The following is a 23,725-nucleotide window of genomic DNA, read 5'->3' as shown; positions in this document are numbered from 1 at the left end:
TCTTTCTCCACGGCACGCCGTCGTTTGCGGCGCGTCCTGTTGGGGACTGTAGCGGCCTTGCCTGTTACCATGCGCGGCGAATTGTAATGGCCCATGCTCCAGATGTAACAGAACGTGCGTCCCCTGCTGGTGCGGCGACGCAGGGAAGGGGTCAGAGCCGTGTTGCCGGTAATAAACAGAGACAAACAGAGACGCGCGACACCTCGCGCGGGGTGCGTCGAGCGCCCAATGGCTGTGATGTGGTGACAGGTTTAGCGGGCAGTCAGCGCATCGAAACCACGCTGACCTGCTGGCGTGATGCGCAGTACGCGAGGCCGGCTTGCGCGCTCGACCCAGCCGCCGGCGATCCACGAATCGAGCAACGCGGCGCCGAGCGCGCCACCCAGGTGCGGCCGTCGCTCGCTCCAGTCGGGACATGTGCACGCGAAACGCCGACGCCGCCCGCGCAGCGCGCCGATGTCCACGCCCCAGCCGGCGAGACGCACAGCGCCCTCGGGTGTCGCATCGAGGTTGTCGCCGTCGCGTACGAGCAGGCCGCCTCCGACGAGCCGCTCCAACACCTGCACCGCAACTTCGCCTGCCATGTGGTCGTAGCACGTGCGCGCATGGCGCATTTCAAGCGGGACCGTGCGCGCGGGCTTCGCCGCAGGCAATGACGACATGCTCGCCTGTGCGACGTTCATGAGCGCCTCGATCGCGGCGGCGACGTCGGCCGTTGCGATCCGGTAATAGCGGTGCCGGCCGCGCACTTCGAGCGCGAGCAGGCCGCCGTCGGTGAGACGTGCGAGGTGCGCGCTCGCAGCTGATGGCGAAAGTCCCGCGATGAGCGTGAGTTCACCCGCCGGACGCGCGGTGCCGTCCATCAGCGCCCAGAGCATTGCAGCGCGGCCGGGATCGGCGAGCAGCGCGCCGATGCGCGAGAGGCCGGGAAAGTGGCCGGTATCGTTGCCAGGTGTCGCGGACATGGCGATTCCTTCGTCGCGGTTACGGCACGCGGAGTGCCCATGACGCCACTTTAGCCGGAGGCGGCATTCGACGTTTCAGTGCGGCATGAAATGTCGAATACGCTGTTTCTGCGAGCCACTGGTCCTCGGCGCTAAAATTCCAGTTCTCCTCCTCGTTCCGCAAGCTGATATGAAACGCTTTTTCGCCCTCGCGGCTGTCTGCTCCCTCGCGCTGCTCGGTACGGCGTGCGCTCAGGGCGGTTCCATGCCGTCAAACGGTGCGAGTGGCATCACGATGTACGGCACGGTCGACGAAGGCGTCGTCGTTCGCCACTGATCGCCGGGCCCGGCACGCTCGGCGTGCTCCGGGTTGGCAGAAATTGAAGCGGATTTGACGCGACTGCCAGGCGCGCGGGTGCGATGATGACGTCATCGTTTCCCGATCGACCTCTCTGCCATGTCCGTATCGTCTGCTGCGCGCCACATCGTCTTCGCCGTTGCGCCCGATCTCGTGCTGCTCGACGCCTGCGGGCCCATCGAGGCCTTCTGGCGCGCCGAACTCACGGCGCGTGCCGCAGAACGCACGCAGGCCGCGCAAGGCGAGCCGTGTGCGTACCGCGTCACGGTTGCGTCGGTTGCGGGCGGCGTGCTGCCGACTTTCGCGGGCCTGCCGGTCGTCACGGAACGGCTCGACTCGCTCGACTGCGCCACCATCGACACACTGATCGTCCCCGGCGTCCCTATCGACGACACCACGCCGCTGCAGCCCGAACTCGTCGCGTGGATCGCGGCCTGCGCGCCGCGCGTGCGGCGCGTGGCGTCGGTCTGCACGGGGGCGTTCTATCTCGCGGCCGCCGGTCTGCTGGATGGCCGTCGCGCGACGACGCACTGGCGCAATGCCGCGCAGCTCAGGCGGCGCTTTCCGCTGGTCGACGTCGACCCCGAGCCGATCTTCCTGTGCGATACACGCGATGGACGGGCCATCTGGACCTCGGCCGGCGTCACGGCTGGAATCGACCTCACGCTCGCGCTGATCGAAGAGGATTGCGGGCACGCCGTGGCGATGCAGGCCGCGCGGCGGCTCGTGGTGTTCATGAAGCGCCCCGGCGGGCAAGCGCAGTTCAGCGAGGCGCTGACCGCGCAGATGTCGGCGGGCGGCGACTTCGACGCATTGCATGGCTGGATGGCCGCGAATCTTCATACGGAATTGAGCGTCGAGCGTCTTGCCGAGGCGGCGCGCATGAGCCCGCGCACGTTCGCGCGCCGCTACGTCGAGGCGATGGGGCGCACGCCTGCGCGCACGGTGGCGGCGATGCGCGTCGAGGCCGCCGCGACGAGGCTCGTCCAGTCGCGCCAGCCGCTCAAGCGGATCGCTGCCGATTGCGGCTTCGGCAGCGAACAAAACCTGCGGCGAGCATTCGAGCGCTCGTACGGCGTGCTGCCGCTCGATTACCGGGCGCGCTTCGCAGCGGCATAGCGCGGCCGCGGTCGGTCGGAACTTTTCACGCGAAGTAGGGCGGGAGACGTCTGGCTTTCGCGGCCCGGCCCTCGGCGCGAGGCTTCGGAGTGCGTTCAAATTCATCGCAGCGCACTCCTTATCGTCCTCGTATAATCGACGCCTTTCCACCAAACCGCCGCGCAAGCGGACGACCCACGAGCGAAGCTCAACATGAATATGCCTGCCCAGCCGCTGGACCGTTCGGAAACGACGTTCCGCTTCCTTGCCGAGCCGACCTCCGTGAATTTCGGCGGAAAAGTGCACGGTGGTGCACTGATGAAATGGATCGACGAAACGGCTTACGCGTGCGCAGCCGTCTGGTCGGGCCGCTACTGCGTCACGGTGAGCGTCGGCAATATCCGCTTTCGCCGGCCGATTCTCGTCGGCAACATGGTCGAACTGCGTGCGCGCATCGTCGCGACGGGCCGTACGTCGATGCACATCCATATCACCGTCCACGCGGGCGATCCGAAGAGCGGCCAGTTGCGTCTCACGACTGATTGCATGATCGTGATGGTCGCCGTCGACGAAAACAGCACGCCGGTTCCGGTGCCGTCATTCGTGCCGGAGACCGACGAGCAGAAGCGTCTCGCGAAATACGCGCTGGACGTGAAGGATGCGCTCGACGCAATCGTCGAACTCAAGCCCGACGAAGTTGCGAGGGGCGCGGCCTGACGCGCAGATAAAAAAACGGGCGGCATTGCCGCCCGTTTTTCATTGGAGCGGGCAGGAAACGTCGTTAATTTTTCAGACTCCCGACCATGTCGTTGGGGCGCACCCATTCGTCGAACTGCTGCTCGGTGACGTGGCCGAGCGCGAGCGCTGCTGCCTTGAGCGTCGTGCCTTCCTTGTGTGCCTTCTTCGCGATCTGCGCGGCCTTGTCGTAGCCGATGTGCGGATTGAGCGCCGTCACGAGCATCAGTGATTCGTTGAGCAGCGTGTCGATGCGCGAGCGGTTCGGCTCGATGCCAACGGCGCAGTGATCATTGAACGAGAGCGCGCCGTCGGCGAGGAGACGGATCGACTGCAGCACGTTGTGCGCGATCATCGGGCGGAACACGTTTAGCTCGAAGTTGCCGCTCGCGCCGCCGACATTCACGGCGACGTCGTTGCCGAACACCTGGCAGCAGAGCATCGTAACTGCTTCGGATTGCGTAGGATTTACTTTGCCCGGCATGATCGAGCTGCCTGGCTCGTTCTCGGGGATCGAGAGTTCGCCAAGCCCGCAGCGCGGGCCGCTCGCGAGCCAGCGGATGTCGTTGGCGATTTTCATGAGGCTCGCGGCGACGGTCTTGAGCGCGCCATGCGCGAACACGAGCGCGTCGGCGGCGGCCATGACCTCGAATTTGTTGGGCGCGCTAACGAAGGGCAGGCCCGTGAGCTTGCCGATTCCTTCGGCCACCTTCTGTGCGAACTGTGGATGCGCGTTGAGCCCCGTGCCGACTGCCGTGCCGCCCTGCGCGAGTTCGTAGAGATGCGGCAGCGTCGATTCGACATGCCGGATGCCCTGGTCGAGTTGCGCGACATAGCCCGAGAATTCCTGGCCGAGCGTGAGCGGCGTGGCGTCCTGCAGGTGCGTGCGGCCAATCTTCACGATGTCGACGAACTGCTTCGCCTTGGCGTCGAGCGTATCGCGCAGCGTCTTCAGCGCGGGCAGCAGATGCTTGACGATGCCGTACGCAGCGGCCACGTGCATGGCCGTCGGGAACACGTCGTTCGACGACTGGCCGCGGTTCACATCGTCGTTCGGATGGACCTTACGCGCTTCACCGCGCTCGCCGCCGAGAATCTCGCTCGCGCGGTTTGCGATCACCTCGTTGAGGTTCATGTTGGTCTGCGTGCCCGAGCCGGTCTGCCAGACCGCGAGCGGAAATTCGCCCGGATGCTTGCCCGCGATGATCTCGTCGGCGGCCTGCATGATCGCGTGCGCTTTCTGCTCGTCGAGCACGCCGAGCCCGAGATTGACCTCGGCCGCCGCGCGTTTGATCGTCGCGAGTGCGGTGATCAGCTCCGGCGACTGCTTCTCGGTTGAGATGCGGAAGTTCTGCAGGGAACGCTGCGTCTGCGCGCCCCAGAGGCGCGCGGCGGGTACGGCGATCTCGCCGAACGTGTCGCGTTCCATTCTTGCTTCATCGGTCATGGTGCACTCCGGTGGATGCGCGCGGCACCGGCTCGCCGCGCGCCGTTTTCGGGGTCCGGCGGGGGAGAGAACGAAGAGCGAATGCGGTGCGAGGCTACAGCGCGCCGTTACAGCTGATCGTTCACTGGCAACAGCAAGAATAGCCCGGTTAGCACATTCCGGTAGAAACCGGCGTGCGGGTCGAGGTTGTAGGTGCGGATCACGCCGTCCTCTTCATCGGTCCAGATGAGCGGCGAATTCGGGGCGGCGGTACCCGCGAGCTGCGCACGCTCTTCGGGTGTGGTGAGCGTCACGCGGTAGCTGATGTCGAGCGACGTCGCGCGCGCGAAATAGCCGGCGACGTCGTGCGCGAGCGCGGGGCTGTCGATCGTGAGTGCAAGCTCCGTATTCAGCCGCGCCGAACGCGGATCGAGGTTGAGCGAGCCGATCACGAGCGTGCGCTCGTCGATCACATACGCCTTCGCATGCAGGCTCGAGCGCGAGCGCGAACCCATCATGCCGGGCCGCTGCCGCCGCTCGCCGCGCACCGGTTGGCTTGGCTTGAATTCGTAGAGTTCGGCGCCCGCGTGCAGGAGCGGCACGCGAAACGGACTGTAGCCGGACTGGACGACGACCGCATCCGTGGCGGCGAGCGAGTTCGTGAGAATCGCGACGCGCACGCCGCGTGCGGTCAGCTTGCGCACTTCCTCCACGCCGGCGTCGTGCGGCACGAAATACGGCGAGAACACGAGCACGCTCTTTCGCGCCGCACGGATCTGGTCGATGAGCGAGCGCATCGCGTCGCCCACTTGTGCGTTCTGCGTTGTTTGCGCGTTGGCGATCTTTTCGGGGGAATCGGGGACGAACGAGCAGTCCGCCCAGACAAGCACCAATTCGTGCCGGGCGATCTGCTCGGCAAGTGGTGTGGCGTTCAGCGGTTTCGCGTCATAGGGCTCGGCGTTTTTGCGCCAGTGCTCGCGCAACGCGTCGCGGACGGTGTCGAGATCGTGCGGATCGAACTTCTGTTTGTTCAGCGCGCTGAGCGGATAGGACACGCTGCTATTCCAGTAGTCGTCGAAGCTCGCGGACACCTCGGCCGCGACCGGGCCGGCAGCAAGCACATCGAGGTCGCTGAACTCCAATGTCGGGCTCGCGTTGAAATACTCGTCGCCGAGATTGCGGCCGCCCACGATCGCCGCCTGGTTGTCGACGATCATCGCCTTGTTGTGCATGCGGCGCGTGAACTGGTCGAGTTTCGTCAGCAGGTTCGTCGTGCGCGCGAACATGCTTCCCTGCGCACTGCCGTACGGATTGAATACGCGGATCTCGATCAGCGGGTGCGTGTCGAGCGCGGCCATCAGGCTGTCGATGTCGCGGAAATTCAGATCGTCGACGAGCATGCGCACGCGCACGCCCCGGTCCGCCGCGTAGAGCGCCGCGCCGAGCAGCAGCTTGCCGGTCGTGTCCTCGTTGGCGATGTAGTACTGCATGTCGAGCGTTTGCGTTGCCGCGCGCGCGAGCGCGATGCGCGTCTGCAGCGCGTCGGTGCCGTTCGCGAGCAGGCGAAAGCCCGACTGGCCCGGATGCGCGGCTACGTCGGCGGCAAGCGCGGCGCGAAGCGGCGTATTCGCGGACGCGGACAGCGCGTGCGTGGTCTCGCGCGGCAGGGCGGTGGCGGGTGGACGTGTCGCGCATGCGGCGAGAAGCGTTACGAAAAGCAGGGCGAGCCACGCGCGCGCGAAGATCGCGATGCGGGGCGCGACCTTCGCGCCGCGGGCCGTGCGGAGCGGCAGCGAGTCGCCGGGCGCGGGCGTGCTCCGGCGATCGCGATGCGGCGTGGGTTCGGTCGGGACTGAATAGACGGTCAAGCAGGATTCTCCGAAGCCGACGAGGTGCGCGGCGGTTCACCGTCGTGTCACGGCGTTCGGCCGGATTCTACGGGATGCGGCGCGGTTGGCGCGCGGACCCGTGCGGGCCGCAGGTCTCGTTTCAGCACGGCCGGAAACGTCGAGCCCCTGGTGCACGCAACACTGCAGACATCCTGGACGGCTGGAGACGGCGATGAACGCAGTGGAGGTGACCATGAACATCGCGCGCGGTACGTGCCGCACGTGGCGTGCCGCGCATGGCGGTTGGCTGGGCGCGCGCGTTGGGCTCGTGTGGATCACGGTGGAAGGCGATCCCGAGGACTACTGGCTCGCGCCGGGCGAAGCGCTTCCCGTCGCGCGCGGGGAGCGGGTCCGGATCGGCGGGTGGGACGAGGCTGTGATCTGCGAGTGGCATCCGCTTCACGCGGTCGAGGTGGTTGCCCAGACACGCTCGGCGGCACAGTCGCAGCGGCAGCCGTGGGCCGCGCTCGGTGCGTGGCTCAGCTGGCGGGCGTCGCGTGTGGCGCACTGGTCAGTTCGCGCGCGGTTTGGGGCGTTGCGCCGGATGCGGGCGATACGCTGACGCGGGCACTACTGAAGCCGGCTAGCGCCACCGGCGTGCGAGAGCAATTCGCGGCGGGCCGCCATGGCAGCCCGCACGGTGAATGGGTGCCCCGTTAGCGACGCGTCGTAACCGTGGGACGCGGCTGCAGCACGGCGGCGGCATCACGTATGCCGTTACGCACGGGTTTGCCAGCCCAGTAACCGGCAAGCAGCGATCCCGACAGGTTGTGCCACACCGAGAACAGCGCACCGGGCAGCGCCGCGAGCGGCGAAAAATAGAGCTTGCCGAGCGTCGCGGCGAGCCCGGAGTTCTGCATGCCGACCTCGATGGCGAGTGTGCGGCACACAGACTCGTCGAAGCCGAGCAGACGGCCGCCCCAATAGCCACCGAGGAGGCCAATTCCGTTGTGCAGCACCACGGCGAGCGCGACGAGCGGCCCGACCGTTGCGATGCTCGCGTGCGTGCCGCCCACCACGGCGGCGATGATCGCGAGGATCGACACCATCGAGACGAGCGGCAGCACGGGCTCGATGCGGCGCACGAGCAAGCCCGCGATGCGATTCACGACGAGACCGATCAGGATCGGCAGGGCGACGATCTGCAGGATGCTCATGAGCATGCCGCGCACGTCGACGGTGATCGACGCATCGACGTAGAAGCGTGTGAGCAGCGGTGTCGCGAATACGCCGACGAGCGTCGAGAGCGCGCTGATCGTCACCGACAGCGCGACGTCGCCGCGCGCGAGATAGATCATGACGTTCGACGCCGTGCCGCTCGCCACGCTGCCCACGAGCACCATCCCGGCGGTGAGATCGGGCGGCATGTGCAGCGCTTTCGCGATCGCCCACGCAGCGAGCGGCATCACGAGGTAATGCAGGACGATGCCGGCCAGCACCGGAGCGGGGCGTGTGAACACGCGCTGGAAGTCCGCGAACGAGAGCGTCACGCCCATCGAGAGCATGATGATCGTGAGCAGCGTCGTGACGTGCGGCGCGATCGGCGCGACCGAGGCTGGCGCGAAGTACGCGACAAGCGAGACGACGACGGCCCAGAGCGGAAAGAGTCGGGTAATCGGGGCGAGCATGGAAGGGTGGTCCGGTTGTGCGTTCGTTTTTGCGTTCGTTATAGTTCGTGGCGCAGTGCGGAGGTCTTGCGCGCGCTGCGCGGTGAAGCCGGCCATGGACAGCGCCTGCGGTGCCGCGGTGGCGGCGGTGCGGGTGTCTGCGGGGTCTCCTCGGCTACACGTCGACGTCGCTTCGTGAGCGGGACGGCGAGTGTGGCGGCCGGGGTATTTTAGCTGCCTGCTTAATCGCGCGGGGGATCCGGCGAGACATCCGCCGACTCAGGCGGCGGCGGGCGTGGCGGCGCGGCGCAGGCTCATCCTGTGAAAGCGCAGCGTCATCATGAACGCAACGGTGGCGAGTCCCGCGGCGAGGCCCCACCAAAGGCCGCGTGCACCGAGGCCGAAGTGGAACGCGAGCGCGTAGCCCGTGGGAAAACCGATGCCCCAATAGCCGAGCGTTGCCGCCATCATCGGAATGCGCGTGTCCTTGAGTCCGCGCAGGCAACCGGAACCCACCGCCTGCACGCCATCGACGATCTGGAACACTGCGGCCACGCCGAGCAGCGTCGTCGCGAGCGCGACCGTCGCCGCGTTGGCGGGGTCGTCCAGATGCAGGTACAGGCCGACGATCCAGTGCGGCGCGAGCACCATCACGAGCGCCGACACGCACATGAATCCCGCGCCGAGTCCGAGCGACGCGAATCCCGCATGGCGAGCCGCGTGCGGCTCGCCCGCGCCTGCCCAGTAGCCGACACGCACGTTCGCCGCCTGACCGATTGCGAGCGGCACCATAAACGTCATCGACGCCACGTTCAGCGCGATCTGGTGCGCCGCGAGCGGTATCGCGCCGAGCAGGCCCATCAGGAGACCGGTGGCGAGGAACAGCGTCGCTTCGACGGCGTACGTGATCGCCACAGGCCAGCCGATCGAGACGAGTTCGCCCATCAGCGGCGCCGTGGGCCGCCGCGCGGCGACGAAATGCTGGTGCGATGGACGCAGGTGCAGCAGCGCCATCAGCACGGTGGCGGTGAGCCAGACCGTGATCGCGGTCGCCGCAGCCGAGCCGAGGAAGCCGAGTCGCGGCAGGCCCCACGCGCCGTGAATTAGCCCGTAGTTGAGGAAACCGTTGACGAACACGCCTGCGATCGACACCCACAGGAGGCGTCTCGCCGCGCCGATCGCGGGCAGGAACGAGCGCATGAGCCCGACGCCGATCAGGCTGGCGGGCGCGCCCCAGCGCAGCACGGCCGCATACTCGCCGACGTGACGCGCGAGCAGCGGCGGCTCGCCGAGCGCGAGCAGGAGAGGCGTTGCGAACGAGAGCAGCACGAACGCGGGCAGCGTGAGCAGGAGCGACAGCGCGAAGCCCGTCCAGTAGATGTGCGGGACGTCGCTCTCGTTGCGCGCGCCGCGCGCCTGCGCGACGCTCACGCTCACCGAGGTCAGCACGCCTTGCAGGATGATCAGGGTGACCAGGTACAGATTCGCGCCGAGACCGCCCGCCGCGAGTGCATCGGCGCCGAGCGAGCCGAGCAGCACCGTGTCGGTGACGCTCATCGCCGTTTGCGAAAGCTGGGCGATGGCGAGCGGCGCGGCGAGTCGGGCGGTGTCGGCGGCGTGTCGCGTCAGCGTGGGCGGCGCGATGGGGCGCGCGAAGAGCGTCGGTCGGGTCATGAAAAGCAAGCGGCGCGAAAACTCGCGCCGCGGGGAAGTCGGGGCTGCTATCGAGAACAACAGCTTAGGGGTGGATCGCGCCGTTGTCGATCAAAAAGCCCACTTCTGGTGCGCGTTCTTTCAGTCGGCTTCACGCACCGCGATGCGCGTATCGCCGAGCAGCACCACCTGGCCCGCGCGGATCTTGCAGGTCTTGCGCAGTTCGACTTCGCCGTCCACCTTGACGGCCCCCGACGCGACGATCTGCTTGGCCGAGCCGCCGCTGTCGGCAAGTCCGGTGATCTTCAGGAGGTTGTGCAGCTCGACGAAATCGCCGGTCAGTGTGAAATCGAGGTTGGGCATGGCGTTTGGGTTTTCCGGATGGTCGCAGGTACCGTGGGCGGGTGCGTCGAAGGGTTCGCATCATAAAGCATATGCGGTCGTCGGAAAGGCAATCGGTGGACCGAAGCGTTCGCGCTTTGCTGCTGGTAGCCTCCGGCAGCGCCCGGTGTCATCCGGCGGCAACGCGATCCACGCCACGCCGCCGACAATCGGCGAAGGTCGGCGAAAGTCGGTGAAAAATACCGCCAGATCGCGGCACGATCGGCGCTTGCCGGGGTAGGGTGTATGGATATACAGTATCCGTCGCCGCCCTTATCGCCCTGACACTCCTGACGTCCATTACCGTGTCCACCGTTCTCGAAACGCCTGCCGCGAGCAGCGTCACCGCTTATCTTTCGAAGCTCAATGATGCGCAGCGCGCCGCCGTCGAGCATGGCGGCGCCAACGCGTTCGCACCGGGTGCCGTGCTTCCCGCGCCGTTGCTCGTCATTGCAGGCGCGGGCTCGGGAAAGACGAATACGCTCGCGCACCGCGTCGCGCATCTGGTCGTGAACGGCGCCGACCCGCACCGCATTCTGCTCCTGACGTTTTCGCGCCGCGCCGCGCTCGAGATGACGCGCCGCGTCGGCCGTATCGCCGCCGGCGTGCCGGGTGCCGCGTCCGTGCTCGCGCAGGGGCTCACGTGGGCGGGCACATTTCACGGCATCGGCGCCCGCCTGTTGCGCGAATACGCCGAACGGATCGGCCTGTCGCCCGCGTTCACGATCAACGACCGCGAGGATTCCGCCGATCTGATGAACCTCGTGCGCCACGAACTCGGTTTGTCGGCGAAGCAAAAGCGCTTTCCGGCGAAGAACACCTGCCTTGCGATCTACTCCCGCGTCGTCAATACGGGCGACACGCTCGCGAACGTGCTCAATCGCTCGTTTTCGTGGTGCCTCGAATGGGAGCCGCAACTGAAGGGGCTGTTCGCGGGCTACGTCGACGCCAAGCAGAAGCAGAACGTCCTCGACTACGACGACCTGTTGCTCTACTGGGCGCACATGGCGGCTGAACCGTCGCTTGCCGCCGACCTCGCGGGCCGTTTCGATCACGTGCTCGTGGACGAGTATCAGGACACCAACCGCCTGCAGGCTTCGATCCTGCTCGCGCTCAAACCCGATGGCCGCGGCCTCACGGTGGTCGGCGACGACGCCCAGGCCATCTACTCGTTTCGCGGCGCGACGGTGCGCAACATCCTCGACTTCCCGGCGCACTTCGATCCGCCCGCGCGCCAGGTCACGCTCGAACGCAACTACCGCTCGACGCAGCCGATTCTCGCGGCGTCGAACGCCGTGATCGACGCCGCGCGCGAGCGCTTCACGAAGAACCTCTGGAGCGACAAAGCGTCGGCGCAGCGTCCGCACCTCGTGACCGTCGCCGACGAAGCCACCCAGGCGCAGTACGTCGTCGAGCAGATCCTCGCGGCCCGCGAGGAGGGCATGAAGCTCAAGCAGCAGGCCGTGCTGTTTCGCGCCGCCCACCACAGCGCGACGCTCGAAATCGAACTCGCACGGCGCAACATTCCGTTTGTGAAGTTCGGCGGGCTGCGCTTTCTCGATGCCTCGCACGTCAAGGACGTGCTGGCGGTATTGCGCTGGGCCGAGAATCCGCTCGACCGCGTCGCGGGCTTTCGCGTTGCGCAACTGCTGCCGGGCGTCGGTCCCGCCACTGCCGCGCGGCTGCTCGATCAGGTTGCCGCCTGCACGGGCGCGTACCGTGCGGCCGAAGCGCTCGCCGCGTTCGCGCCGCCGCCGCGCGCCGCGGACGACTGGGCCGAGTTCGTCGCGCTGATCGAGAATATCGGCGCGCGCGCCACGCCCTGGCCTGCTGAGTTCGAACGCGTGCGGCGCTGGTACGAGCCGCATCTGGAGCGTAACCACGAGGACGCCGCCGTGCGCATGGCGGACCTGCTGCAGATGGAGAGCATCGCGAGCACCTACGCCTCGCGCGAACGCTTCCTCACTGAACTCACGCTCGATCCGCCCGACGCAACGAGCGCCGAATCCGCCGATCCGCTGCTCGATGAGGACTACTTGATCCTCTCGACGATTCACTCGGCGAAAGGGCAGGAGTGGCGCAATGTGTTTGTGCTCAACGGCGTGGACGGCTGCATTCCGTCCGATCTGGGCGTCGGCAGTGACGAGGAACTGGAGGAAGAGCGGCGTCTGCTATACGTGGCGATGACGCGCGCGAAGGAGGACCTGCATATCGTCGTGCCGCAGCGCTTTTACGTGCACAACCAGGTGGCGTCCGGGGATCGCCATGTCTGGGCGTCGCGTACGCGTTTCATTCCGGCGTCGGCGCTGCCGCTCTTCGAATCGTGCGCCTGGCCTCCCGTGCCCGTGGCGAGCGCGCCCGGCGCGGCAGGCCTTGCGGCTGCCGCGCACGCAAAGATCGAGATCGGTGCGATGCTGCGGAAGATGTGGGACTAGAAGGGCCTGTTACTCGCAGGGCCTGTCACTCGAGTACTCGCTGAAGTGAACAGGCCCTCGGTGCGCGCGCGTCAGTTCGACTGACGACGCGGCTCGGTGCGGTGCGGCGGCACGAAGAAGTTGCGCAGCCAGGCGGCGAGGCGCGCGAACACGTCGTCGGGTTCCTCGACGAAGATTTCCGGCTTCAGAAGACGCAGATACTCCATGATCTGCTGCGCTTCCTGCTTCTGGAAGACCCCGTGCGTGATCGCGAGCCGCAACAGTCCGCGCAGCTCGCCGAGTCGTTCGCGCGCGGTGCTGCCGGTGCTCGTCTCGCAGTCGATCTTCGCTTCGTAGATGCGCTGGCGCAGCGATTCTGACAGGCGCCACGCGGGCGTCTGCATGATCTCTTCCAGCGTCTGCATGTCCTGCACGGACGCCTTGATCTGCGCGGCGAGCGGATCGACGAGCATCGCGTCGCCCTGTGCTTCGTTGACGATTGCCGTCGCCCACTCGCGACACTGCTTGGTCAGTTCCTCGGGCGTCCACTCGGTCCGCGACGCAAAGCCGAAACCGAACTCGTTCGCCTGCCGCATCAGGATCGAGACGACTTCCGGGAATTCCTTGTCGAGCGTGCGTTTTGCCCATGCGTACTGGCCGCCCGTCAACATGCGCTGCACCGCGTGCTCGGTCAGCGGCACCATGTTGTCGAGCAGCTTGGCGCGCAGGAAATCCTCGAACGATGGCGTCGCGAACTGCGGATCGAGCTTGACCGATACGCGCAGGAACGCCTCGAAGTCCTTGCGCAGCGACCCGAGCGTTTCGTCCTTGATAGAGAGGGTGATGTGCCCCATTCGTTGTCCCGTGTGATCCTTGCTGCACTGCGCCGCGTGCGCTTTCGCGCAGCGCGGCAACGCGAAAGCAGCCATTGACGGGATTAACGGCGCAGAAGGGGGAAACTTGAGGCGCGATCGTGGAGGACCCCACCTGGCGCCACCGTGAGGCCCGGCGCGTCAGTGCAGCACGACGCCCTGCCAGAGGAAGAACACGCCGAGCCCGGCCGCGATCGTGACGAGGGGCCGCCGCGTGAGCACGCTGACCGCGATGGCTGCGAGCGCGCCCACGAGCTGCGGATTGCGCCAGGTGAGTTCGGCGCCCTGGCCGTGCGGCGAGACGGCCATCGGCACAATGATCGCGGTGAGCACGGTCACGGGGACGAAGCCGAGCGCGGTGCGCACGATCGGCGGAAAAACGAGCCGCTCGCCGAGCACGAAAACCGCGGTGCGCACGAGCCAGGTGATGGCGGCCATGCCGAGGATGAGGACGACGTAGCTCATTGGCGGGCTCCTGCGGTTTGGCGGGTGTCGCTGGCGTTGCGGGCGTTGTCGGTGCTGCTAGGGCTGCGCGTAGCGCCCGCCGACGGCGCTGCGGCTGCGGCTGCGCCGTCGCGCGAGCGGCGCGGCAGCGAGAGTGCGACGCCCACCGCGACGCCCGCGAGGACGGCGCCAAGCAGGCCGAGCTTGTACGGCCAGCCTTGCCAGAAGAACGCGAGCGCGCCGGCCGTAACGGCTGCCGCGATATAGCGCACGGCGACGAGCTGCGGCACGACGATTGCGATGAACGTGGCGACCATCGCGAAGTCGAGGCCGAGCGACTGGAGGCCGGGGAACGCGGCACCGAACAGCAGGCCGACAGCGGTCCAGATCTGCCAGTTGACGTACATCGCGACACCGGAGCCGAGGAAGTGCCACGGCGAGACATCGTCGCTTGGCGGGTGGCGGCGGAAGTGCGCCCAGGCGACGGCAAAGACCTCGTCGGTGAGCACGCCGCCCAGCACGAGACGCCAGCGCAGGGGCAGGTGCGAGACGTAGGGTGCGAGCGTCGCACTGTAGAGTACGTGGCGCAGATTGACGATGAACGTGGTCGCCCAGATCACGACGAAGCTCGCGTGCGAAGCGATCAGGCCGAGCGCAATGAATTGCGCGGAGCCCGCGAAGACGGCGAGCGACATGAACTGGCCGTGCCACAACGAGAGCGGGCCCGACGTGACGAGCGTGCCGAAGATCACGCCGAACGGCGCGGCGCCGACCATCATGGGGATCGTGTCGCGCGCGCCGGCGACGAACTCCTGGGAGCGGGTGGGGTGAGTGGTCAAACTGTCCTCGTGATACGGCAACCGTCTTTCATGGGACCAGGTGGGACTGTCCGGGAGCGGAGTGAGGCCTGAAGCCCTGACCCCTGCCGATGCGCCAACGCTGGTCGATACACGCCGACAGCATAGCGGGCGTGTGCGTGCGTGGCTTGTACGTTCTTGCGGGGAGGGAAGGTGCGGGGGCGGATTTATTCGGGGCCGGTACGCAATCGAGCCGTGAAGCCGGCTAGCAGCCCACCAGACGCCCACTACGCCGACTGCCAGCGCCCTGGTGGCACGCCGAACATCCGGCGAAAGTGACGCGTGAAATGGCTTTGGTCGGTGAAGCCGCTGGCGGCGGCCACGTCGGCGACCGACGCGCCCGCTCGCAGCGGCGCGAGCGCGCGCTGCAGCCGCACCTGCGTGCGCCAGGCGTGCGGGGGCAGGCCGGACGCCTCGGTGAAGAGCCGCGTCGCGTGGAACGGCGAGAGGCTGACCGCCTGGGCGAGATCGGCCACACGCAGCGGTGTCGCGAGATCGGCGGCGAGCAGCGACTTCATCGTCTCGACGCGCGGATCGTTCATCTGCGGCTGCAGTGGCGCTTCGCGCGTACGGCCGTGGCGCGTGAGCAGTGTCGAAAGTGCGTCGAGCAGCGCGCTTTCCACGGCGAGCACGTCGATTTCCGGGACGGGGCTGGCGTCGGCGCGGGCGATCGCGCTTGTGCCGGAAGCTGCGCGGCGCCGGTCGGCGTCCGCTTCCAGCAGCCGGTGGGCGAGCGAGAGACGACGGGCCAGATCGGGATCGCGGATCACGTCGGCGCCAAACCACGGCAGCGGCTGCAGGCGGTCGGCAATTCCCGAAGCGAGATCCCTCAGATAGTCGACCGGGACGTACATGACGCGGTAGCGCCAGCCTTCGTCGACGGCGCGCGATCCCGTGTGCAGCTCACCCGGATTGATGACCGGCACCGTACCCGCCTCCGCGACGTGTTGCGCGCCCAGATAGCGAAAGCACTCGGCGCCGTCTTCGATCACGGGGATCGTGTAGGCCTCGTGCCAGTGGGGCGCGAATTCGTGCTCGTGGTACTCGGCGGTGAGCAGATCCGCGCCGGGCAAAAGCGGCGTGCGCCAGTAGCGGGCGGAATCGCGGAAACGGCGGGCGGTCATGGCGGGTGTCCGGGCGGGGCTCTCAGTGTAGCGCGGGCCTAGCGCAGCGGGATTGTCGTGCCTGCTGGCACCGGCACGGCGCTGACGCTGTTCTTTGCGCTGCCGCTCACGATACGGTCGCTATACGTCAGGTAGACGAGCGCGTTGCGCTTCGCGTCGACGATGCGCACAACGTGCAGCGTCTTGAAGATGAGCGACATGCGTTCGCTGAAGACGTCGGTTTGCGGTTTGAGCGGCCCGGTGAAGGACATCGGCCCGATCTGGCGACAGGCGATGGACGCTTCGGTGGGGTCCTCAGCGAGGCCGAGCGTGCCCTTCACGCCACCCTTGCGCGCGCGAGAGACGTAGCACGTGACACCGGTCACCTGCGGATCGTCGTAGGCCTCTACGACCACGCGGTCCGATCCGGTGATGTGGAAATTGGTGTTCACGCTGCCGATCTCTTCGGCGTGCGCGGAAGCGAGCGCGCCGAGGCAGGCGCTGGCGACGGCCGCGCGCGATACGAACGACAGGAAACGAAATGCTTTCATGGGGATTCCCAAAGATGACGACGCGCCATTATCGGGCAGTGCGATGGCTGTGCAGCAGTCGCAGCGCAAGCTTCGACGCCGCAAAAAGAAAAAGGCGTTGCACGAGATTCGCGCAACGCCTTCGATTTTTGGCTCCCCGACCTGGGCTCGAACCAGGGACCTACGGATTAACAGTCCGGCGCTCTACCGACTGAGCTATCGGGGAACAGCAGTACAGCAACTTTTCACTACATAAAAAAGCCCGTTATGGTTAGCGGGCTTTTGTGATTCTTTGTGACTTGCAATCTGGTTTGCAAATTCGTTTGTGCCAAATTTTTATTTGGCTCCCCGACCTGGGCTCGAACCAGGGACCTACGGATTAACAGTCCGGCGCTCTACCGACTGAGCTATCGGGGATCAACAAAAGCAGAGAACGAGATTCTATGGGGCACGGCTGGATCTGTCAACACCTGTGCGCCATCCTGGAAACAATTCAGCAAATAATTCTCTTCCGGGACGACGCAACGGCAGCCGCAGCCGGCGCCCGTCGCACTGATCGTGCGCTTTGGTGCACTTAGGGCGCTTAGCGCACGAGCATCGCGAGCTTGTCCTTCACGTCCTTGAACTCTTCGGCTTCGGGCAGCGCGGCCTTCGTCTTGGTGATGCTCGGCCAGCCCTTGGCCAGCTCGGCGTTCAGCGGGATGAAATCCTGCTGGTCGCCCGGCACGTCCTCTTCGGCGTAGATGGCATTGACGGGGCACTCGGCTACGCACACGGCGCAGTCAATGCACTCGTCCGGATCGATCGCGAGGAAGTTGGGACCTTCGCGAAAGCAGTCCACCGGGCACACGTCGACGCAGTCGGTATAGCGGCACTTGATACAGCTTTCGGTCACAACGTGGGTCATTCAGGCAACTCCTGCATGCTTTGTATCGGGGGATGGCTCAGGGCCAAAAAAGCTATTGTAACTTAACGTGATATTCCCCTGCGGGCGGCCCGCATGGGTTCTTAGATCGTTTCGTGATTAGTTTATGGCGCTCCCGGGACCGCGTGTCGAATCCCCCTCCTGGCCGCGCGGGCGTGCTGGCGGCGCGGCGGGGCGCACGCGCATTCGGGTAACATGGGCACATCGCTGACGCCCGGCCTCGCAGGGGGCAAGCCGGGAGCAGCCGATGCGCGACGTCACGTCACAGGCCCGGTCCTCCCGCAGACGCGCGTCCTCAGAATGCAGTCCGGCTGGCTCACCATGATCATTACTTCGCTGCTCGATACCGACCTCTACAAGTTCACGATGATGCAGGTGGTGCTGCATCACTTCCCGGCTGCGAGCGTGGAGTACCGGTTCCGCTGCCGCACGCCGGACGTCGATCTCGTGCCGTACATCGACGAAATCAAAAGCGAGATCCAGAAGCTCTGCCGTCTGCACTTCTCCGAAGGCGAACTCGACTACCTGCGCCGCCTGCGCTTCATGAAGAGCGATTTCCTCGATTTCCTCGCGCTCTTTCATCTGAACGAGAAGTACATTTCGGTCACGCCGTCACCGAAGAACAATGGCGAAATCGACATCGAGATCAAGGGGCCGTGGCTGCACACGATCCTCTTCGAGATTCCCGTGCTCGCGATCGTCAACGAGGTCTACTTCCGCAACACGCAGCGCCAGCCGCAGTACGAGGAAGGCCGCGAGCGCCTGCGCCGCAAGATCGAGATGCTCGGCGCGAAGCCCGAGTTCGCCGACTGCAAGATCGCCGACTACGGCACGCGCCGCCGCTTCTCGAAGCAGTGGCACGAGGAGGTGATCCTCAAGCTCAAGGAGAATCTCTGCGAGCAGTTCGCGGGTACGAGCAACGTGTACTACGCAATGAAGCACCACCTCACACCGCTCGGCACGATGGCTCACGAGTATCTGCAGGCGTGCCAGGCACTCGGCCCGCGTCTGCGCGATTCGCAGATTTTCGGCTTCGAGATGTGGGCGAAGGAGTATCGCGGCGACCTCGGCATTGCGCTCTCGGATGTCTACGGCATGCAGGCATTCCTGCGCGATTTCGACATGTACTTCTGCAAGCTCTTCGACGGCGCGCGCCACGATTCCGGTGATCCGTTCGACTGGGGCGAGCGTCTGCTCAAGCACTACGAGGACAACCGGTGCGATCCGCGCACGAAGACGATGATCTTCTCGGACGCGCTCGATATTCCCAAGGTCCTGCGTCTCTACGAGCGTTTTCGCGGACGCTGCCGGCTCGCATTCGGCGTCGGCACGAACCTCACCAACGACCTCGGCTATCAGCCGCTGCAGATCGTCATCAAGATGGTTCGCTGCAACGGCCAGCCCGTCGCCAAACTGTCTGATTCGCCGGGCAAGAACATGTGCGATGACAAGGCCTATATCGCGTATCTGCGCCAGGTGTTCGGCATTCCCGCCGATGAGGAAAGCGCGGGCAAGTAGACCGGCAGTCAAGGCGGTGTACGCCGCGTGATTTGCGCGCCTTCGTCCGGCACGACGGAGCGTCGCCGCGTGAGGTCTGCGCAGTCGGTCGACACTTCGCCTGGGCGGCCCGCGTGCGCGCAATGGACATCGCTCGCATCGGTATAATCGGCACGAGTAATTGCCACGACGCCCGACCACCCCACGGTAAGAGGACCGCACATGGACACCACGGCCGCACGCCGCAGCATACTCGCGCGCATTCGCGCGGCCCAGGGGCGCGGCGCGACTCCCGACGCGTCCGAACGCGAGGCCGTCGCCGACTATCTCGCCCGCCATCCCGAAGGCCCACGTCCGCCACTGGAGGACGATCTCGTTGCACGCTTCGTGCGCGAGGCGCGCAAGATGTCCACGACGGTCGATGAAGTCGAGAGCCTGGCTGCCGTACCCGCCGCCGCGCAGCGCTATCTCGCGGAAGGCGGATTGTCGATGCAGGCCGTCGCCTGGCAGACGCTCGATTCATTCGATTGGGCCGCCGCAGGACTTTCCGTCGAATTCCGCACACCCGAAGACCGCGATCTGGTCGGCTTCACCGGCTGTTTTTGCGCGACCGCAGAGACCGGCACGCTCGTCTTGCTTTCAAGCCCGCAGACCTGGGCTTCGGGCGCGCTCCTGCCTGAGACGCACATCGCCGTTGTGCCTGCATCGCGCATCGTCGCCGGTCATGAGGACGCCTTCGCGCTGATCCGCGCCGAACGCGGGGAACTGCCGCGCGCGGTCAACTTCGTATCGGGGCCGTCGCGCACCGGCGATATCGAACAGACGATCATCCTCGGCGCGCACGGGCCGTATCGCGTGCATGTCATCGTCGTGCATGGCGCGTAAGGGCACGGCACCCGTACCCCGGCAACGCGCCGGCGCGGGCCGCTGTAGCGGACAACCCGCGCGTGAAATGACCCGCGTCGCGCCGGGCCTGTGCGCGGCGTTGACGCTGATGCCCGCGTGGGCGCATGCCGAAGGCGTCGACGGCGCCACGCTCTCACCAGCCTGGGGCCTTCCCTTCGCGGGCATGCTGCTTTCGATCGCGCTCTTTCCGATGTTTGCGCCTGTGCTCTGGCATCGGCACTTCGGCAAGATCGCTGCGTTTTGGGCGCTCGCGTTCCTGCTGCCGTTCGCCGCGACGCACGGCTTTGCCGCCACGTACCCGATGTTCCTGCACGCGGTGATCGACGAGTATCTTCCGTTCATCGTGCTGCTCGGCGCGCTTTTCACGATCGCGGGTGGCATCTGCGTTGTGGGCAACCTGCGTGGCTCGCCGCGCACGAACACGACGATCCTCGGGCTCGGCACGCTGCTCGCGAGCATCATGGGCACGACCGGCGCGGCGATGCTGCTGATCCGGCCGCTCCTGCGCGCCAACGACAACCGGCGCCACAATGTCCACGTCGTCGTGTTCTTCATCTTTCTCGTCGCGAATGCGGGCGGGCTGCTGACGCCGCTCGGCGATCCGCCGCTTTTCCTCGGTTTCCTGAACGGCATCAGTTTCTTCTGGACTACGCAGCATCTCGTATGGCCCTGGCTGTTTGTCTGCGGGGTGCTGCTCGCCGTGTTCTACGCGCTCGATTCGTGGTTCTTCCGCCGCGCAGGCGAGGCGCGTGCCGCAATCCTCGATCCGACGCCTGACACGGGCCGGCTCGGCATCCTCGGCAAGTTCAACTTCGTGCTGCTCGCACTCGTGATTGGCCTCGTGCTGATGAGCGGAGTCTGGAAGCCGGGCATCACATTCGCCGTTCCCGGCGCGCACGTCGAACTGCAAAACCTTCTGCGCGATGCGGGGCTAATCGCGCTCGCGCTCGTTTCGCTCGCCTTCACGCCGCGTTCGGTGCGCGCCGCCAACGACTTCAACTGGGCGCCCATCGCCGAAGTCGCGAAGCTCTTCCTCGGCATCTTCGTGACGATTGCGCCGGTTATCGCGATTCTGCGCGCGGGGGAGTCGGGCGCATTCGGGGGCCTGATTCATCTCGTGAACGCGACGCCGGGCCGTCCCGGCACCGTCATGTACTTCTGGGCGACGGGCCTCCTGTCGTCGTTCCTCGACAATGCGCCGACCTGGCTCGTGTTTTTCAACCTGGCAGGCGGCGATGCCCCGGCTCTGATGACGACCGGCGCGAAGACGCTCGCCGCGATTTCGGCGGGTGCAGTGCTGATGGGCGCGCTCACCTACATCGGCAACGCGCCGAATTTCATGGTGAAGTCGATCTCCGAGTCGCGCGGCGTGCGCATGCCGGGCTTCTTTGGCTATCTCGGCTGGTCGTGCGCGATACTCGTGCCGGTCTTCCTGATGGCGACCTGGCTCTTTTTCGCCTAGCCGCGCGGCCCGTCACGCCTGACAATGACGCATGCAGCGAACGCGTGCGCGACCGAACAACCTGAAGTGGAGAGTAACGATGCAAAAGATCCTTGTGGCGCGGCCGATTTTTCCGGAAGTAATCGACCGGCTCAAACAATATTTCGACGTCGAGTGGAACAACGGCGACGCACTGCCCGCCGACGAACTCACGCGCCGTCTTGCCGACAAGGATGGCGCGCTGACTGCGGGCGATCCCGTCGGCGCCGCAACGCTTGCCGCCGCGCCGCGTCTGCGCGTCGTCGCGAACATGGCCGTGGGCTACAACAACTTCGACATGGCCGCGTTCAACGCCGCCAACGTGCTCGGCACCAATACGCCCGACGTGCTCAACGAAACCACGGCGGATTTCGGCTGGGCGCTGATGATGGCCACGGCGCGCCGTATCACCGAATCTGAGCACTTCCTGCGTGCGGGCAAGTGGGAGAAGTGGCAGCACGACGCGTTCCTCGGCGCGGACGTGTACGGTTCGACGCTCGGTATCGTCGGCATGGGCCGCATCGGCCAGGCGATCGCGCGCCGCGCGAAGGGCTTCAACATGCGCGTCGTCTATCACAATCGTTCGCGCGTTGCGCACGGAATCGAAGCCGAACTGAACGCCGAATACCGATCGAAGGAAGCGCTCTTGCGCGAAGCGGATCACGTCGTGCTCGTGCTGCCGTACACCTCGGAAAATCACCACACGATCGGCGCGGCCGAACTCGCGCTGATGAAGCCCACCGCGACGCTCACCAACGTCGCGCGCGGCGGCATCGTCGATGACGCGGCGCTCGCCGAGGCGCTGCGTTCTCGCCGCATTGCGGCGGCGGGCCTCGACGTGTTCGAGGGCGAGCCGAATGTGCATCCGGGGCTGCTCACCGTGCCGAACGTCGTGCTCACGCCGCACATCGCGAGCGCGAGCGAAGCGACGCGCCGCGCGATGGCGAATCTCGCCGCCGACAACCTCATCGCGGCACTGGGCGAGGGCCCGCGTGCCGGCCATCCGGCCAATCCGATCAATCCTGACGTTCTCGGGAAAGCCCGTTCATGAGCCCATTGCTGTTGATGTCCGTCGCGACGCTGCTGATCGCCGTTGCGCTTGTCGTGGCGGTGGTCGCGCTCATGCGTGCGCGCGGTGGCAACGAAGCCGACGCCGTCCACGACTCGCTCGACGCGCTCTCCGGCCGTCTGGCGGCCTCGACCGAGACGCAGGCGCGCGCCGCCGAGCGCATCGAGCGTGAACTGCGCAACGAGATCGCGCACACCGCGCAGGTCTCGCGCAGCGAGTTTGGTGGCGGCTTCGCGCAGGTGCAGCAGGCGCTTGCGTCGCATCTCACGAGCATCGCGACGGTGCAGAACAACCAGATCGACGGCTTCGCGCAGCAACTCGTCAAGCTCACCGAGACCAACGCGCAGCAGCTCGATGCCGTGCGCCAGAACCTGCAGCAGCAGGCGCAGCAGGCCCGCGAAGAGCAGGGCGCGGCGTTGCGACATTTCGGCAACGTGCTCGGGCAGCAGCTCGCGCAGCTTACGGAGGCGAACGACCGCCGCTTCGCCGAAGTGCGCGCGACGCTGGAGCAGCGCCTGAAGGACATCGAGGCGAACAACGCGGCGAAGCTCGAAGAGATGCGCCGCACCGTCGACGAAAAGCTGCACGCGACGCTCGAACAACGCCTCGGCGAATCGTTCAAGCTCGTTTCCGATCGCCTTGAGCAGGTGCATCGCGGGCTCGGCGAAATGCAGACGCTTGCGGCTGGCGTCGGCGACCTGAAAAAGGTGCTCACGAACGTGAAGACGCGCGGCACGTGGGGCGAAGTACAGCTCGAAGCACTGCTCGAACAGATGCTCACGCCCGACCAGTACGCGAAGAACGTTGCGACGGTGCCGAAGAGCACGGAGCGCGTCGAGTTCGCGATTCGCCTGCCGGGTCGCGGCGACACAGGCGACACAGGGGGCTCGGCCGAGCCGGTCTGGCTGCCCGTCGACGCGAAATTCCCGCGCGAGGACTACGAGCGCCTGATCGACGCGCAGGAGCGCGCCGACGTCGCGGCCATCGAGGAAGCGGGTCGGGCGCTGGAGGCGCGCGTGAAGGCGGAGGCGCGCACGATCGCCGAAAAATACGTCGCGCCGCCGCACACGACTGACTTCGCGCTGCTGTTCCTGCCGACCGAAGGGCTCTACGCGGAAATTCTGCGCCGACCGGGCCTGACCGACCTGTTGCAGCGCGACTTCCGCGTGACGGTCGCGGGGCCGACGACGCTCACGGCGCTGCTCAACAGTCTGCAGATGGGCTTCCGCACGCTCGCCATCGAGCGGCGATCGAGTGAGGTCTGGCAGGTGCTGGGCGCGGTGAAGACGGAGTTCGGCAAGTTCGGCGACGTGCTCGCGAAAACGAAGTCGCAACTGGAAACGGTGACGCGCTCGATCGAGGCGGCAGAGGTGCGCACACGCGCGATGAACCGCAAGCTGCGCGATGTGGAGGCGTTGCCGGGCGAGGAGGCGACGAACCTGCTCGGCGATGCGCTGCGCAACGGGGCGTCGGACGAATAAAGGACGTTGCGTCCGCATCAATGTGAACGGGCCGCCTGCGCTTATACGCAGGCGGC

22 protein-coding genes and 2 tRNA genes are annotated in these 23,725 nt (G+C 66.3%); 10 read left to right on the top strand and 14 right to left on the bottom strand.

Annotated elements, in window-relative coordinates:
* Positions 1–251: 251 nt before the first annotated feature.
* Complete coding sequence (locus L0U80_RS10185) at positions 252–965, bottom strand: ArsR/SmtB family transcription factor (protein WP_233863842.1); 714 nt, start codon at positions 963–965, stop codon at positions 252–254.
* Between the two features lie 169 nt (positions 966–1,134).
* Between L0U80_RS10185 and L0U80_RS10180 the strand changes: the two genes are divergently transcribed.
* The 3 genes from L0U80_RS10180 (at position 1,135) to L0U80_RS10170 (ending at position 3,117) form a co-directional block, all read left to right on the top strand.
* Positions 1,135–1,281 carry a hypothetical protein gene (locus L0U80_RS10180; protein ID WP_233863841.1) on the top strand — a complete coding sequence of 49 codons (147 nt, stop codon included), beginning with the start codon at positions 1,135–1,137 and terminating at the stop codon, positions 1,279–1,281.
* A 120-nt stretch (positions 1,282–1,401) separates the two neighbouring features.
* On the top strand, positions 1,402–2,421 hold the full coding sequence (locus tag L0U80_RS10175) for a GlxA family transcriptional regulator (protein ID WP_233863840.1): 1,020 nt from the start codon (positions 1,402–1,404) through the stop codon (positions 2,419–2,421).
* 192 nt (positions 2,422–2,613) lie between these two features.
* Positions 2,614–3,117 carry an acyl-CoA thioesterase gene (locus L0U80_RS10170; protein WP_373322138.1) on the top strand — a complete coding sequence of 168 codons (504 nt, stop codon included), beginning with the start codon at positions 2,614–2,616 and terminating at the stop codon, positions 3,115–3,117.
* A 64-nt stretch (positions 3,118–3,181) separates the two neighbouring features.
* Here the strand turns inward: L0U80_RS10170 and fumC are convergent, their stop codons facing one another.
* Positions 3,182–4,582 carry a class II fumarate hydratase gene (gene fumC, locus L0U80_RS10165; protein WP_233863838.1) on the bottom strand — a complete coding sequence of 467 codons (1,401 nt, stop codon included), beginning with the start codon at positions 4,580–4,582 and terminating at the stop codon, positions 3,182–3,184.
* Between the two features lie 107 nt (positions 4,583–4,689).
* Positions 4,690–6,354, bottom strand: a complete 1,665-nt coding sequence (locus L0U80_RS10160) for a phospholipase D family protein (protein ID WP_373322194.1) — start codon at positions 6,352–6,354, stop codon at positions 4,690–4,692.
* A gap of 268 nt (positions 6,355–6,622) precedes the next feature.
* On the opposite strand from L0U80_RS10160, the gene L0U80_RS10155 reads away from it, so the two are divergent.
* A complete protein-coding gene (locus L0U80_RS10155) occupies positions 6,623–7,012 on the top strand; it encodes a DUF2917 domain-containing protein (protein WP_233863837.1) in 390 nt (129 codons plus the stop codon).
* A gap of 94 nt (positions 7,013–7,106) precedes the next feature.
* Here L0U80_RS10155 and panS read toward each other — a convergent pair whose 3' ends face one another.
* The 3 genes from panS to L0U80_RS10140 all read right to left on the bottom strand — a co-directional run bounded on the left by panS (position 7,107) and on the right by L0U80_RS10140 (position 10,073).
* Positions 7,107–8,078 carry a ketopantoate/pantoate/pantothenate transporter PanS gene (gene panS, locus L0U80_RS10150; protein ID WP_233863835.1) on the bottom strand — a complete coding sequence of 324 codons (972 nt, stop codon included), beginning with the start codon at positions 8,076–8,078 and terminating at the stop codon, positions 7,107–7,109.
* 258 nt (positions 8,079–8,336) lie between these two features.
* Complete coding sequence (locus tag L0U80_RS10145) at positions 8,337–9,731, bottom strand: MATE family efflux transporter (protein WP_233863833.1); 1,395 nt, start codon at positions 9,729–9,731, stop codon at positions 8,337–8,339.
* Between the two features lie 120 nt (positions 9,732–9,851).
* Positions 9,852–10,073, bottom strand: coding sequence for an RNA-binding S4 domain-containing protein (locus L0U80_RS10140; RefSeq protein ID WP_233863831.1), 222 nt, complete (start codon positions 10,071–10,073; stop codon positions 9,852–9,854).
* Between the two features lie 323 nt (positions 10,074–10,396).
* On the opposite strand from L0U80_RS10140, the gene L0U80_RS10135 reads away from it, so the two are divergent.
* Entirely contained in the window at positions 10,397–12,526 is a 2,130-nt protein-coding gene (locus tag L0U80_RS10135) for an ATP-dependent helicase (protein ID WP_233863829.1), read from the top strand.
* 71 nt (positions 12,527–12,597) lie between these two features.
* On the opposite strand, the gene L0U80_RS10130 is transcribed toward L0U80_RS10135, so the two are convergent.
* The 8 genes from L0U80_RS10130 to fdxA all read right to left on the bottom strand — a co-directional run bounded on the left by L0U80_RS10130 (position 12,598) and on the right by fdxA (position 17,218).
* Complete coding sequence (locus L0U80_RS10130) at positions 12,598–13,359, bottom strand: DUF4088 family protein (protein ID WP_233863828.1); 762 nt, start codon at positions 13,357–13,359, stop codon at positions 12,598–12,600.
* 159 nt (positions 13,360–13,518) lie between these two features.
* The gene (locus L0U80_RS10125; RefSeq protein WP_124149073.1) at positions 13,519–13,842 is read right to left on the bottom strand and encodes an AzlD domain-containing protein; all 324 of its coding nucleotides are present in this window, start codon (positions 13,840–13,842) and stop codon (positions 13,519–13,521) included.
* On the bottom strand, positions 13,839–14,600 hold the full coding sequence (locus L0U80_RS10120) for an AzlC family ABC transporter permease (protein WP_233865848.1): 762 nt from the start codon (positions 14,598–14,600) through the stop codon (positions 13,839–13,841). The genes L0U80_RS10125 and L0U80_RS10120 overlap by 4 nt, the downstream gene beginning before the upstream one ends.
* A 305-nt stretch (positions 14,601–14,905) precedes the next feature.
* The gene (locus L0U80_RS10115; protein ID WP_233863826.1) at positions 14,906–15,802 is read right to left on the bottom strand and encodes an AraC family transcriptional regulator; all 897 of its coding nucleotides are present in this window, start codon (positions 15,800–15,802) and stop codon (positions 14,906–14,908) included.
* Between the two features lie 38 nt (positions 15,803–15,840).
* Positions 15,841–16,332: a CreA family protein gene (locus tag L0U80_RS10110; RefSeq protein WP_233863824.1), complete on the bottom strand. Its 492-nt coding sequence runs from the start codon at positions 16,330–16,332 to the stop codon at positions 15,841–15,843.
* A 129-nt stretch (positions 16,333–16,461) separates the two neighbouring features.
* A tRNA-Asn gene (locus L0U80_RS10105) sits at positions 16,462–16,537 on the bottom strand.
* A gap of 115 nt (positions 16,538–16,652) precedes the next feature.
* Positions 16,653–16,728: transfer RNA gene (locus L0U80_RS10100), tRNA-Asn, on the bottom strand.
* Positions 16,729–16,894: 166 nt separating this feature from the next.
* A complete protein-coding gene (gene fdxA, locus L0U80_RS10095; protein WP_233863822.1) occupies positions 16,895–17,218 on the bottom strand; it encodes a ferredoxin FdxA in 324 nt (107 codons plus the stop codon).
* A gap of 339 nt (positions 17,219–17,557) precedes the next feature.
* Between fdxA and pncB the strand changes: the two genes are divergently transcribed.
* The 5 genes from pncB (at position 17,558) to L0U80_RS10070 (ending at position 23,669) form a co-directional block, all read left to right on the top strand.
* Entirely contained in the window at positions 17,558–18,754 is a 1,197-nt protein-coding gene (pncB, locus tag L0U80_RS10090; protein ID WP_233865847.1) for a nicotinate phosphoribosyltransferase, read from the top strand.
* 201 nt (positions 18,755–18,955) lie between these two features.
* Positions 18,956–19,618 carry a LutC/YkgG family protein gene (locus tag L0U80_RS10085; RefSeq protein WP_233863821.1) on the top strand — a complete coding sequence of 221 codons (663 nt, stop codon included), beginning with the start codon at positions 18,956–18,958 and terminating at the stop codon, positions 19,616–19,618.
* 67 nt (positions 19,619–19,685) lie between these two features.
* The gene (locus tag L0U80_RS10080) at positions 19,686–21,101 is read left to right on the top strand and encodes a sodium:proton antiporter (RefSeq protein ID WP_233863819.1); all 1,416 of its coding nucleotides are present in this window, start codon (positions 19,686–19,688) and stop codon (positions 21,099–21,101) included.
* Between the two features lie 79 nt (positions 21,102–21,180).
* A complete protein-coding gene (locus L0U80_RS10075) occupies positions 21,181–22,170 on the top strand; it encodes a 2-hydroxyacid dehydrogenase (protein ID WP_233863817.1) in 990 nt (329 codons plus the stop codon).
* Positions 22,167–23,669 (top strand): DNA recombination protein RmuC, encoded by a 1,503-nt coding sequence (locus L0U80_RS10070; RefSeq protein WP_233863816.1) that lies wholly within the window; start codon positions 22,167–22,169, stop codon positions 23,667–23,669. The genes L0U80_RS10075 and L0U80_RS10070 overlap by 4 nt, the downstream gene beginning before the upstream one ends.
* Positions 23,670–23,725 lie beyond the last annotated feature (56 nt).

Source organism: Paraburkholderia adhaesiva (genome assembly GCF_021390575.1).
Lineage (GTDB): Bacteria > Pseudomonadota > Gammaproteobacteria > Burkholderiales > Burkholderiaceae > Paraburkholderia > Paraburkholderia adhaesiva.
This window is presented reverse-complemented; position numbering and strand designations above follow the sequence as displayed.